General features: G+C 66.9%; 11 protein-coding genes. 6 read left to right on the top strand and 5 right to left on the bottom strand.

The genetic code is table 11. The features are described 5' to 3' along the window. Positions 1-22: 22 nt before the first annotated feature. From fabG to gmk, 6 genes are all read left to right on the top strand, one after another. Positions 23-760, top strand: a complete 738-nt coding sequence (gene fabG, locus ACQR0Z_RS19875; protein WP_434919732.1) for a 3-oxoacyl-[acyl-carrier-protein] reductase — start codon at positions 23-25, stop codon at positions 758-760. 438 nt (positions 761-1,198) lie between these two features. Continuing rightward, the gene (locus ACQR0Z_RS19870; RefSeq protein ID WP_006610957.1) at positions 1,199-1,438 is read left to right on the top strand and encodes an acyl carrier protein; all 240 of its coding nucleotides are present in this window, start codon (positions 1,199-1,201) and stop codon (positions 1,436-1,438) included. 222 nt (positions 1,439-1,660) lie between these two features. Beyond that, entirely contained in the window at positions 1,661-2,926 is a 1,266-nt protein-coding gene (gene fabF, locus ACQR0Z_RS19865; RefSeq protein ID WP_434919731.1) for a beta-ketoacyl-ACP synthase II, read from the top strand. Between the two features lie 298 nt (positions 2,927-3,224). Next, positions 3,225-4,508 (top strand): endolytic transglycosylase MltG, encoded by a 1,284-nt coding sequence (gene mltG, locus ACQR0Z_RS19860; RefSeq protein ID WP_434861227.1) that lies wholly within the window; start codon positions 3,225-3,227, stop codon positions 4,506-4,508. Between the two features lie 121 nt (positions 4,509-4,629). Then, positions 4,630-5,517, top strand: coding sequence for a YicC/YloC family endoribonuclease (locus ACQR0Z_RS19855; RefSeq protein ID WP_434861228.1), 888 nt, complete (start codon positions 4,630-4,632; stop codon positions 5,515-5,517). A 3-nt stretch (positions 5,518-5,520) separates the two neighbouring features. Continuing rightward, positions 5,521-6,180, top strand: coding sequence for a guanylate kinase (gene gmk, locus ACQR0Z_RS19850; RefSeq protein ID WP_434875795.1), 660 nt, complete (start codon positions 5,521-5,523; stop codon positions 6,178-6,180). A 9-nt stretch (positions 6,181-6,189) separates the two neighbouring features. Here gmk and ACQR0Z_RS19845 read toward each other — a convergent pair whose 3' ends face one another. The 5 genes from ACQR0Z_RS19845 to ACQR0Z_RS19825 all read right to left on the bottom strand — a co-directional run bounded on the left by ACQR0Z_RS19845 (position 6,190) and on the right by ACQR0Z_RS19825 (position 12,963). Next, entirely contained in the window at positions 6,190-8,580 is a 2,391-nt protein-coding gene (locus ACQR0Z_RS19845; RefSeq protein ID WP_434919730.1) for a hypothetical protein, read from the bottom strand. Between the two features lie 473 nt (positions 8,581-9,053). Next, positions 9,054-10,112, bottom strand: coding sequence for an alcohol dehydrogenase (locus ACQR0Z_RS19840; RefSeq protein ID WP_434919729.1), 1,059 nt, complete (start codon positions 10,110-10,112; stop codon positions 9,054-9,056). Positions 10,113-10,139: 27 nt separating this feature from the next. Beyond that, the gene (gene rsmA / locus ACQR0Z_RS19835; RefSeq protein WP_434861233.1) at positions 10,140-11,000 is read right to left on the bottom strand and encodes a 16S rRNA (adenine(1518)-N(6)/adenine(1519)-N(6))-dimethyltransferase RsmA; all 861 of its coding nucleotides are present in this window, start codon (positions 10,998-11,000) and stop codon (positions 10,140-10,142) included. Beyond that, positions 10,997-11,998: a 4-hydroxythreonine-4-phosphate dehydrogenase PdxA gene (gene pdxA / locus ACQR0Z_RS19830; RefSeq protein WP_434919728.1), complete on the bottom strand. Its 1,002-nt coding sequence runs from the start codon at positions 11,996-11,998 to the stop codon at positions 10,997-10,999. The genes rsmA and pdxA overlap by 4 nt, the downstream gene beginning before the upstream one ends. Next, on the bottom strand, positions 11,998-12,963 hold the full coding sequence (locus ACQR0Z_RS19825) for a SurA N-terminal domain-containing protein (protein ID WP_434876022.1): 966 nt from the start codon (positions 12,961-12,963) through the stop codon (positions 11,998-12,000). Before ACQR0Z_RS19825 ends, pdxA begins: the two co-directional genes overlap by 1 nt. Positions 12,964-12,988: the final 25 nt, after the last annotated feature.

The following is a 12,988-nucleotide window of genomic DNA, read 5'->3' as shown; positions in this document are numbered from 1 at the left end:
AAGCGGCAGTGAGGAGAGTTGAATGTTCGATCTGAGTGGCAGGACCGCACTGGTGACTGGCGCGACCGGCGGCATCGGCAATGCGATCGCCAGGGCGATGCATGCCCAGGGTGCGACCGTGGCCATCTCCGGCACGCGCCGCGAGGTGTTGGAGACGCTGGCGGGCGAGCTGGGCAGTCGTGTGCACGTGCTGCCTTGCAACCTGTCGGACGCGGCCGAGGTCGAGGCGCTCGTTCCGGCGGCCGAGCAGGCCATGGGACAGCTCGACATTCTCGTCGCCAACGCCGGAATCACCCGGGACAACCTGTTCGTGCAGCTGCGCGACGAGGACTGGGACGAGGTCATCAAGGTCAATCTGACCGCCACCTTCCGGCTGTCGCGCGCCGCCACCAAGCTGATGATGCGCAAGCGCTTCGGCCGCATCATCGCGATCACCTCGATCGTCGGCGTCACCGGCAATCCGGGGCAGGGCAACTACACCGCGTCCAAGGCGGGCATCATCGGCATGATCAAGACGCTCGGCGCCGAATACGCCAAGCGCGGCGTCACGGCCAACTGCATTGCCCCCGGCTTCATTAAGACGCCGATGACGGACGCGCTCAACGACAAGCAGCGCGAGACCATTCTCGCCAAGGTGCCCGCTGCCCGACTCGGGACTCCCGAGGATATTGCTGCAGCTGCGGTCTATCTCGCCTCCAACGAGGCCGGCTACGTGACCGGCCAGACCATTCACGTCAACGGCGGGATGGCCATGATCTAACCGGCGCCCGCGGGGCGGAATGCGGCGAAAAAACGTCGCATCGGCCGCCCCGGATGCCGTGGGCAATGATTCGCGTGTATGGTAACCGGAGCACTCACGGCGGACCGAAGAACGCCATTGCAGGATTTCGAAACCCTGTATATTGGCGGGGCGAGCTGCCATCGTTCGCCGGGCCTCCGACGGCTGGTGCTGCTGATCCGGGTTCCTGTTTGAGCGCTCGGGGTTGGAGGCGTACCGGACTCAAGGAGTCCTCAGGATTGGAGTTTGTGAGTGGCCCCGTTTCCGAAGTTTTCGGACCGCAAGTTGTCCGCCAAACTTCGGTAAAGGGGCGCTGCGGGGCAAATCTGGTTTTGCGCGATCGCGAAGGAAGTTTAACGGCCGGGGTGACGCGGATCATCCGGGGGTCGGGTCTTAAAGGAACAAGCACGAGGTTGAACGATGAGTGAGATTGGCGAGCGGGTTAAGAAGATCGTGGTCGAACACCTTGGTGTCGAGCCCGAGAAAGTGGTCGACAACGCGAGCTTCATCGACGATCTCGGTGCTGACAGCCTCGATACCGTTGAGCTCGTGATGGCGTTCGAGGAAGAGTTCGGTTGCGAGATTCCGGACGACGCCGCCGAGACGATCCTCACGGTCGGCGACGCCACCAAGTTCCTCGAGAAGAACGCCAAGAGCTGACGCTCACGGCGAGAGTTCTTTGAAACCGGCCGATCGTCACGCGCGGTCGACCGGTTTCTTGCTGTTGGCGGCGTTGTTGCGGCTGCTGCCGCCAGCCACCGGCGTACGACCAGCAAGCTCCGTCATGCGCCGGGAGAGTGTTGCTCGAAACGATGACCCGAGGCGCAGGTGTCGGCCGCAAGCCCACCGGTTGCGCGCGAGGGCTGTTCTGGAGAAACGGATATGAGGCGGGTTGTCGTCACGGGCCTTGGCATGGTTTCGCCGCTTGGCTGCGGGGTGGAAACGACCTGGCAGCGAATCCTCCAGGGCAAGAGCGGCGCCCGCGTGATCCAGACGTTCGACGTTTCCGATCTGCCGGCCAAGGTGGCCTGCCAGGTGCCGCGTGGTGATGGCACGGACGGCACATTCAATGCTGATCAGTGGATGGAGCCGAAGGACCAGCGCAAGGTCGACGACTTCATCATCTTCGCGATGGCTGCGGCGCGCCAGGCGCTCGATGACGCCAACTGGCATCCTGCGACCGAAGAGGACCGCTGTGCTACGGGCACGCTGATCGGTTCCGGTATCGGCGGTCTCTCCGGCATCGCCGACACCGCGATCCTCCTGAAGGAGCGCGGCCCGCGCAAGGTTTCGCCGTTCTTCATTCCCGGACGTCTCATCAACCTGGCCTCGGGCTATGTCTCGATCGAGCACGGGCTCAAGGGGCCGAACCATTCGGTGGTCACCGCCTGTTCGACCGGGGCTCACGCGATCGGCGACGCGAGTCGTCTGATTGCGCTCGGCGATGCCGACGTCATGGTCGCGGGGGGCACGGAGTCGCCGATCTGCCGGATCGGCATGGCCGGCTTCTGCGCGGCGCGCGCGCTGTCGACGGGCTTCAACGAGACGCCGGAGCGGGCCTCGCGTCCCTATGACAAGGATCGCGACGGCTTCGTCATGGGCGAGGGTGCCGGCGTCGTCGTGCTCGAGGAGTACGAGCATGCGAAGGCGCGCGGCGCGCGGATCTACGCCGAGGTCTGCGGCTACGGCCTGTCGGGCGACGCCTATCACATCACCTCGCCGTCTCCGGATGGCGATGGCGGCTTCCGCAGCATGAGCGCGGCGATGAAGCGCGCCGGAATCACCGCCGCCGACATCGACTACATCAACGCCCACGGCACCTCGACTCAGGTCGGCGACGAGATCGAACTCGGCGCCGTCGAACGCCTTCTCGGCAATGCCGCGTCGAAGATCTCGATGTCCTCGACGAAGTCCTCGATCGGGCATCTGCTGGGAGCTGCCGGCGCGGTCGAAGCGATCTTCAGCATTCTCGCGATTCGGGATAACATCGCGCCGCCGACGATCAATATCGAGAACCCGTCGGTCCAGACCGCGATCGACCTCGTCCCGCACACGCCTCGCAAGCGCGAGATCAACGTGGCGCTGTCGAACTCGTTTGGTTTCGGCGGCACCAATGCGTCGGTGATCCTGCGGCGCGTGGTGAACTAGTGCGGAAGGACGGACTGCCGCTTGGGCCCGTTATCTCTTGGTCACGCGGATATCCGACTGCAGCCACACTAGAACCCAAGACTTCGCGTGTGTTGACTTCGCGTGTCTTGACTTCGCATGTCTTTCGCCGATCGGACGCTGGCCGACGCGGGAGGCAGATGCGCACGGCGGCAAGGCCCGGCGTAAACACCTTTTCGCCGTATTCGATGACGAATCGTTAGGATGGGCGTGGACTTCAGGTCGCTTGCGTGGGGAGCGCACGGCCGCGACGAGAGCGACAGGACTGAAGGTTGCATCGATGAGTGAACGGCCGCCCATCTCGCCCCGTAGTCCGCGCGCAGCGCTGGAGCCCGAACGCGTGCCGCCGCCGCCGCGGCGCTCGGAGCGCGCCCGCAATCCGTTCGTTGTCGTGGGCAATGCGATCATCACGCTGCTGTTGTTCGCGATGCTCGGCGCCGGCGCCGCCTACTACTACGGGCGGCAGATCCTGGAGACGGCCGGACCGCTGCAGGAGGACAAGATCGTCAACATTCCGCAGCGTGCCGGCAAACGCGACATTGCCGACGTGCTCGCGCGTGAGGGCGTCATCGACGTCAATCCCTGGATCTTCATCGGCGGCGTGTACGCACTGAAGGCGAGTTCCGACCTCAAGCCGGGCGAGTATGCATTCCAGAAGAACGCATCGCTGCGCGACGTCATCGGCGTGATCGTCGAGGGCAAGGTCGTCCAGCATTCGGTCACGGTGCCCGAAGGTTTGACCTCGGAGCAGATCGTCGCCCGCCTGTCCGAGAACGAGATCTTCACCGGCAGCGTGCGCGAGATTCCGCGCGAGGGAACGCTGCTGCCCGAGACCTACAAGTTCCCGCGCGGCACCAGCCGCGATCAGGTGATCCAGCGCATGCAGCAGGCGCAGAAGCGCGTGCTGGCCGAGATCTGGGAGCGCCGCAGCGCGGACCTTCCGGTGAAGACGCCCGAGCAGCTGGTCACCCTTGCTTCGATCGTCGAGAAGGAAACCGGCAAGCCGGACGAGCGCAGCCGTGTCGCTGCGGTGTTCGTGAACCGGCTCAAGCAGAGGATCAAGCTGCAGTCCGATCCGACCATCATCTACGGCCTGGTCGGGGGCAAGGGAACGCTGGGGCGCCCGATCAAGCGTAGCGAGATCACGCAGCCATCGCCTTACAATACCTATGTGATCGAGGGCCTGCCGCCCGGGCCGATCTCGAATCCCGGCCGTGCCTCGCTCGAGGCGACTGCGAATCCGGCGCGCACGCGTGACCTCTATTTCGTCGCCGACGGCACCGGCGGTCACGCCTTCACCGAGACCTACGACCTGCATCAGAAGAACGTCGCCAAGCTCCGGGCGATGGAACGGCAGACCCAGAACGACACTGTCGAACCGGACGAGGCGCCGGCCCCGGCCGTCGCCGGCTCGCCGGTGGATCCGGCTGCCGGAGCGGCGTCCCCGCGGACGCCGGCCGGCGCCAAGAAACCGCCGGCCAACCGCGCAACCGGCGGCGCCGCTCCCGGCAACGGTGCGCGGCAGGGCGCGGCCCAGCCGAGCCCGCCGGTCGTTCAGCAATAATTTCCCACGCAGACCGGCCGCGCAGAACCGGGCTTAACATTTGCCCAAAAGACCGTAAGGTTCGCGCACTTTTGGCGGGCGAGTCTGTCGCCCGTGCTGATCTGCCGGAGACATTGACGAAATGGCGCTGTCGAGCATGACCGGCTTTGCCCGTCACCACGGGGCAAGCGGTCCCTACTCGTTCGAGTGGGAGTTGAAGTCCGTCAACGCCAAGGGATTGGACGTCCGGGTGCGGCTACCGCAGGGCTGGGACGAGGTCGAGGCCTTCGCGAAGAAGCGAGCCACCGAGGTGCTGTCGCGCGGCACCGTCTATGCGAACCTCACCGTCAAGCGCACCGAGACCGGCTCGACGGTGCGCATCAACGAGGACGTGCTGGCGGCGGTCGTGAAGGTGGCGAGCTCGCTGTCCGGCCGGATCGACGCGGTCGCGCCGAGCATCGACGGGCTGCTGTCGATCAAGGGCGTCATCGAAGTGGCGGAGCCGGAGACCGACGAGGCCGAGGAGAAGGCCGCCAAGGACGCCGCGATCGCGGCGTTCGAGACCGGGCTGAAGCACCTCGTCGAGATGCGCCGGCGAGAGGGAGATTCGCTGGGCCAGATCCTGAACCAGCGCGTCGATGAGATCGAGGCGCTGGCGAAGCGGGCGGAAGCGTCGCCCGGCCGCAAGCCCGAGGCGATCAAGGCACGGCTCGCCGAACAGGTCGCGGCCCTGCTCGAGACATCCGACCGTTTCGATCCCGATCGCCTTGCGCAGGAGGCGCTGCTGATCGCGGCCAAGGCCGACGTGCGCGAGGAGCTCGACCGCATCGCCTCGCACATCGCGCAGGCGCGCGAGATGCTCGGCAAGGGCGGACCGGTCGGCCGCCGGCTCGACTTCCTGTCCCAGGAATTCCATCGCGAGGTCAACACCACCTGCTCGAAGTCGAACGACATCGAGCTGACCAATATCGGCCTCGAGCTGAAGACCGTGGTCGAGCAGTTTCGCGAACAGGTTCAGAATCTGGAGTGATCCATGGCGGCTCACGACGGAAGCTTCGATGGAGTTGAGCGGCGCGGCCTGATGTTCGTGCTGTCGTCGCCCTCCGGCGCCGGCAAGACGACCTTGTCCCGCCTGCTGATCGATCGCATGCCCGGACTGCAGATGTCGGTCTCGGCGACGACGCGGCCGATGCGGCCGGGCGAGGTCGACGGCCGCGACTATCACTTCGTCGACCGCGCGCGCTTCGAGGAGATGGTCAAGCGCAGCGAGCTGCTCGAATGGGCGACCGTGTTCGACAACCGCTACGGCACGCCGCGCGGTCCGGTCGAGGCCGCGCTCTCGGCCGGCAAGGACGTGCTGTTCGACATCGACTGGCAGGGCACGCAGCAGCTGCGCGAGAAGGCCCGGCAGGACGTCGTCAGCGTGTTCATCCTGCCACCGTCTGCCGCTGATCTGGAAAAGCGGCTGCACACGCGGGCGCAGGATTCGCACGAGGTCATCCGCGGGCGGATGAGCCGCGCCAGCCATGAGATGAGCCACTGGGCGGAGTACGACTACATCGTCATCAACCGCAACGTCGACGATGCCTTCGCCGAGGTGCAGTCGATCCTCAAGGCCGAGCGGCTGAAGCGTGAGCGGCGCACCGGGCTGACGACGTTCGTACGCGAACTGCAGAGCCAGCTCGACAGCTGAAGCGCTTCGTCAGGCCCGGCGGCCGAGGCGCGCCAGGATATCCTGGATGCCGTCGAGCGACTCGTCGTGCTGAATGCTGTGCGCGCGCGGCCGCAGCGCCTGCGGTCGCGGGATGAAGTCGAGCGGCGGCGAGGCCGGATCCTCGAACGGCGCGGGAGCGAATTGCGGACGCCGCTGCTGAACCGGTTGCTGCCGCTGTGGCTGCTGCTGCCGTTGCGGCGGTGGCTGCCGCTCCACGGCAGTCGGTGCGGCGGGTATGCTGGACCGTGACTCCAACATGCTCAACAACTGAGCCGCCGGATCTTCGTGGAAGTGGGCAACGGTCTGCGGCGGCTCGGGCGCCGACGTCTCGGGCGTGTCCTGCGCCGTGTCCGGCTCCAGTTCATCTTCGGGCAGTGAGAACCGCGACTGTAGCAGATTGATCAGCGCCGCCGCGGGATCGTCGAGCTCGTCGTCCTCAGCGGACGCGGGCGCGTTCGACATCGGCATCCGCCCGGCCGGGGTGTCGTGCTCCTGGCCGTCCCGCTCATAGGTCGGCTGCCGCGCGGCATGGGCGCGAAGTGTCTCGATGAGCGCAGCGGCCGGATCGCCTGACTGAGCAGCCTCAGGTGCAGCCATGGCCTGAGCCGGCATGAGGGGAGCGGGCTGTCCGGCTTCCTCTCTGCCGTCCCGGAAGCGATCGATGAGATGCTGGGCGGCCTGCATCGTCTGCACCGCGGCAACATCGGCCGCCGGCTGCGGGGCCGCCTGGGTCATGGCGCCGGCAGCAGGGCGCGCGGCACCGGCTTCGTCTGGACCAGATTGAGCCGCGCGCCGCTTGGCGGCGCGCGACACCAGCAGGGCCGCGATGACCTTGGCGGCGTCCACCGGCGCGCCGCCGCCGGCTGCAGGGCCGGCTTCGCCCGCGCGGGCCTTGCGCAGGGCTGAAACGATTTCGCCCACGTCGACCGGTGCCGGTGGGGCGGATGCGGGTTCCGGTGCAGGGGCAGGCGCGAACGGCATGGCCGCTCGGTTGGGGGGCGGACCGGCCGGCGCACCTCTCTGTGCGTTCGGCCAGGGCTCTACCGGCGGCATCGGCGCGGTGTGGTAGGGCGGACTTTGTTGCGGACCGCTTGCGGCCGGGGCGTTGCCGGCGGGGATCGGGGGTGCCGCGATCTTCGCGTTGGCGGCCTGGGCGGCTGCCATCTGGATTGCGGTGACCTGGGCGGCCGTCATTTGCGTCCGTGGCGTGGGTGCAAGATTAGCTGTTGCGAACGGTTGTGCGTCGGGCGTCGGTGCTGGTCGTGCCGCGTCCACGGGCCCGCCATGCGACGGGATGCGGTCGGCGAGTTGATCGACGGCCTGCCAAACCGCCTCGTCGTTGGCCTGTGTCCGCTGCATCTCGTCGGCTGCGTCGCGGTCACGCCGGCGCGCCGCCAGCGCGGGATGGTCCTGTTGAGGGGCCGGATGGGCAGGGCGGTACACGCGGGGATCAACCGGCTCCGGGTCGGCCGCGGACAGCCGCGCGCTGGCGAGGTCGAGCGCCGACTGCGGCGGATACGAGCTGCGTCCGCCGCCCGCCGGGGCCGCTGAGCCGCCGCGGTTTCCGCGCATGGCGGTTTGCGTCGCGGTGTGCGTTTTGGGCCGCGACTTCATGCGGCCACGTCGCGCTCTTGCGTCCGCATGCCAGCTGCCGTTGCGCCGCCGCTGCCGTCCCATCCGGCTGAGCCGATAGAGCGCGCTCGCCAGCAGGCCGGAGATCGCCAGCGCGCCGATCACGACCAGCATCAGCACATGGATCGGCGCTTCCGGCTTGGACGACTTTGCGGGTGAGATGATCGGACCATCCGCTGACGGCGGCGTGTTGGCGTCCGGGTCGAGGTTGCCATCGTCGGCCATCGCCGCGGGAGCGACGCCGGTGGTCGTGGGCTCAGCCGGTTGCGGTGGTGCGGAGGACCAGGGTGAGGTGTCGAGGTTACGCGGCAGGCTGGCGTCCGACGCGGTGAGCGTCGTCGGCGTGATCGCAACGTTTTGCGGCCGCGGCGTGCCTCGCACGGCAAGGTCGGTGCGCAGGCGCGGCTGCGGCGTCTCGGCGAGCGCGTCGCTGCTGCGTACCACCGGACCGTCGGCGCGCTTCGGCGTCAGCTTCGGTGGGGCGGGCTGGGCGAAATCCCACGGCGCCGGCTGCTGCCCGGCGCGCACGGGAGCCGTCGTGTTGCCGTTGGCATCCTTCAGGTACCAGCAGCGGCGGTTGGTGCCGCGGTCGAAGCGGTAATACCAGCGCTGCGCATCGGTTTTCTCGCCGGTGGGCTCGGTCAGACAGTCCTCGGCAGCGACGACGGCGCGCGGCACCACCAGCACAGCCGTTCCGAGGAATCCGGCTGCAATGGCGAATGCAACTCCTGCCGTTCGGCTTGCCATTGACGACTCCGGATACGCGACGCAACGGCGCGTTCTCGGAAACAAGTTGGGTCGCAATGAGCCGCAATTCCGGATTAATTCTGTCTCGGTTTTTTCGCTGTGGACTGCGTCTTTTTTCCCACAAGAGAGTCTGCGCGGCGTCGCGATTTCGGCCGCGATGTCGCGCCAAATCGGTCACATCGGTGAAGATCGACGGCGTAACTCGGCTATGCGGATCATCGACGTCGAATCCGCAATCCCCGGCGTTTGTGGACAAATGATCTGCGCCGACGTCACGCGGCTGAGTTCCGGAATCCGGGCGTTGCGGTCGCAGAGCAGCGGATCAAAACGGCGAGCCGCAGGCGGCAACCGCATTCGCGGCTCGCCGCAAAGTCGTCGGCTCCATCATCGTGTCCGATCCAGGCGATGAGCAGAGGAGAAGCGAGCGGCGAGGGTGCAAGCACCGCCGCCCGCCAGTTCGAACGACGAACTAATCAGTTCGTCAGCACCACGCGGCCGACGACGTGGCCGGCGCGCAGCGCGTCGATCCATTTCTGGACGTCGGTCATCGGCTCCTCGCGCATCGGCGGCGGCTTGATCTGACCGGCGCGCGCCAGCGCCATCAATTCATGGCCCTCGGCCAGCGTACCGACCATGAAGCCTTCGATGGTCATGCGCTTGTACACCCATTGAACCATCGGCAGCGTGAACTGGCCGCCCATCAGGCCGGAGACGACGATCTTGCCGCCGCGTGCGACGGCCGCGACGGCGAACGCCATCGACTTCTCGTTTCCGGCGAAGTCGACGACCTCGTCGAACCCACCCCCGGTTTCCTTGAGGATGCGCTTGATCACGTCCGGTTCGGCCGGATCGTAGGCCGTGGCGGCACCATTCTTGAGCGCGGTCTCGCGCGCGGCGGCCGAGAGATCGGCCACGGAAATCGGCTGCTTGAACATCGCCTGCGCGAACGACAGCCCCATCATGCCGACGCCGCCGAGACCGATCAGCAGGAGATTGCGCTGGCGCGGACGATCGACGAGGCGCTTGAGCGCGCCATAGGCCGTGACGCCCGAGCACATCAAGGTCGCGGCCTGGTTCACCGGCAGCGGGTCATATTCGAGCAGATATTTCGCGTCGGGCACCAGCACATGCGTGGCGAAGCCGCCGTCGATCGAGACACCGAGGAAACGCTGCTTGGCGCAGAGGTTCTCGTCGCCGTTGACGCAGTCCCGGCATTGGCCGCAGCCGATCCACGGAAACACCGCGCGCTTGGCGCCGATCAACTCCTTCGGCACGTCGGGGCCGACCTCGTCGACGACGCCGGCGATCTCGTGTCCGAGCGTGAAGGGCAGGGTCATGCCGCGCGTGGTGTCGAGGCGCTTGCCGCCTCCGAGATCGGCATAGCCGTCCTGGATGTGCAGGTCGGAGTGGCAGAGGCCACAGCGCTCGATGCGCACCAGCACCTCACGTCCCACGGGCTTCGGTGTCTCGACGATGGTTTCGCACAGCGGCGCATCGAATTTGACGAGCGACTGACGGCGCATCAACGCCATGATGACTCTCCCTGAAATGCTTGTTGTTTAAGTCTTGTCGTCGTTGCGACTATTGGTCAATTCGCGGGCCATGGCAACAAAGCCGGACACCGGAATGGTCTCGGCGCGGCGGGTGGGATCGATGCCCGCGGCGGCGGCGAGACGCGCGGGATCGGCGGGCAGAGACTTGAGGCTCTGGCGCAGCATCTTGCGACGCTGGCCGAAGGCAGCGGCGGCAACCTGTTCGAGCGCGCGCCGATCGCACGGCTCAGGTGACGGGCGCGGCACCAGCCGCACCACCGACGAGGTCACCTTCGGCGGCGGCACGAAGGCCGACGGCGAGATGTCGAACAGGATCTTGGTCTCACAGCGCCAATTGGCCAGCACGCCGAGCCGGCCATAGGCCTCCTCGTTCTCGCGCGCGACAATGCGCTCGGCGACCTCGCGCTGGAACATCAGCACCATCATGTCGTACCAGGGCGGCCATGGCTCCGCGGAGAGCCAGCCGATCAAGAGATGCGTCGCGATGTTGTAGGGCAGGTTGGCGACGATCTTGGCTTTGGTGCTGCCGAGATAGGGCCGGACGTCGAAGGTGCGCGCGTCGGTGCAGACGATCTCGAGCCGTCCGGGGTAGCGATCGGCGATTGTCCGCAGCGCGGGAATGGCACGCTCGTCGTGCTCCACGGCGATGACGTGACGGGCGCCGAGCGCGAGCAGGGCCCGCGTCAAGCCGCCGGGACCGGGGCCGATCTCCACGACGGTGGCGTCCTCGAGCGGGCCGGCCGCACGCGCAATCCGCGCGGTGAGATTGAGGTCGAGCAGGAAGTTCTGGCCGAGCGCCTTGCGCGCCGACAACTGATGATCGCGAATGACCTCGCGCAGCGGCGGGAGGTCGTCGATCGCGCTCATGATGATTGCTGGGCCATGCGCGCGGCGAGGCGCAGCGCCGCAATCAGGCTCGCCGGATTGGCGGTGCCCTTGCCGGCGATGCCGAACGCCGTGCCGTGATCCGGCGACGTCCGGATGAAGGGAAGGCCGAGCGTGACGTTGACGCCGTCGTCGAACGCCAGCGTCTTGATCGGGATCAGGGCCTGGTCGTGATACATGCAGATCGCGCAGTCATAGGTCCTGCGCGCGGCGTCATGGAACATCGTGTCGGCAGGCAGCGGTCCCTGCACGTCGAGCCCGGCGTTGCGCAAGGTCGCGATGGCCGGTGCGATGATCTCGTCCTCCTCGGTGCCGAGCGTGCCATCCTCGCCGGCATGCGGATTGAGACCTGACAAGGCGATGCGCGGCCGCGACACGCCGAAATAGCGGCGCAAGCTGGCGGCAACGATGCGCGTCGTCGACGTGATCAACGGGCTCGTCAGTTGCTCGATCGCCTCGCGTAACGCGACGTGGATGGTGACCGGCACGACGGCCAGCGTCGGCGACCACAGCATCATGACGGGTTGCGGCACGACACCGCCGTCAGCGGCGAGCTCGGCGAGAAATTCGGTATGACCGGGATGGGCGAAGCCGGCGCGATAGAGCACGGCCTTGGCGATCGGATTGGTCACGACGGCAGCCGCGTGCCCCGCCTTGACGTCGGCGACGGCCTCGCGGATCGAGCCGATGGCGGCCGCGGCGCTGGTCGCGTCCGGACGCCCGGGCAGGGCGGTGACGGGGTGTCCGGTGGACACCACGGGCAGTGCCGTCGCGAAGGCTTGCGCCGCCTGGCCCGGGCGCACCTCTTCGACCGGAATCGGCAGATCGAGCAGTCTGGCCCGGTGCGCCAGGAAGGCGGCATCGCCACGCACATAGAAGGCGGGAAGTCCGAGCTCGGCGCGGCGCAGCCATGCCTGCAGGGTGATGTCGGGTCCGATGCCGGCCGGCTCCCCCAGGGTCAACGCGAGGGGCTTGGTCATCAGCGATATTCGATCATCGCCGCCTTGCGGACTTCCTGCAGATAGGCCTTCGACGTGGCCTCGTACTTCTTGGTGTACATCTGCTCCTTGATCTCGCGCTTCTTCGGCGTGTCGATCGTGGTCGGCGTGCGCGAGCAGAGGGCGACCATCTGGATGCCCTGGCGGGTCGCTTCCGGCGGCGTGAGGTGGCCGATCGGGGTATCGTCGAGCAGCTTGCGGAGATTGGGCGGGATGTCGGCGGAGGTCTTGACGACGATCTCCTTGATCACGGCGTTCGCCGTGGTCTTGAACACGTTGTTGGCTTCGGCGCAGGTCTGCACGCGTGCGCGCAGCGCCTCGGCCTCCTTGTGCCGCGCTTCCATCAGGCCCTGGTTCGACGCGTTCGACACGATCAGCACGACCGGCTGCATCTTGTATTCGTAAGCCTGGCCCTGCTGGTCGCCATCGCCACCGGCGGCGGCCACGGCAGCGGCCACGTCCTTGTCGGATACGATCAACCGCTCCTTGTAGCGGCCGCGCACGAGGCTGCTCCAGACGATTTCCGCCTTGATGCGCGACTTCAGCGTCTCCGGACGGACACCCTGGCTCTCGAGCGACTTGGTCAGCTGCTCGGGGCTGAGCCGCATGCGCGAGCCCATGCCGGCGAACGACTGATCGACATCGGAAGAGCTCGGCTCGACACCGAACTTCTTGCCTTCCTTGATCTTCACCCGGTCATCGATCAGCTCGTTGATGATCTCCTGCCGGGTCTGCTGCTTGCGGGTGCTCAGGAAGTTCAGCTTCGTTCGCTGCTGGATGTCGAAATCGGTGATGGGGTCGCCATTCACCATGACGACGATGCTCTGGGCGCGGGCCGGAGAGGTTCCGGCGCCGCAGGCCAGTGCCGCAAGACTGCAGACGGCCAGGGCCCGAAGGCGGAGAAGGAACGCGATCGTCATGACCAAGCTTCGCTGTTCGAAATGGATCCAACGGGAAGCGGCACCACGGCTC

Origin of the sequence: Bradyrhizobium sp. HKCCYLS3077 (genome assembly GCF_051167555.1) — a bacterium.
In the GTDB taxonomy this organism is placed as follows: domain Bacteria; phylum Pseudomonadota; class Alphaproteobacteria; order Rhizobiales; family Xanthobacteraceae; genus Bradyrhizobium.
The sequence above is the reverse complement of the archived record's forward strand: the minus strand, read 5'-3'. Positions and strand labels throughout refer to the sequence as shown.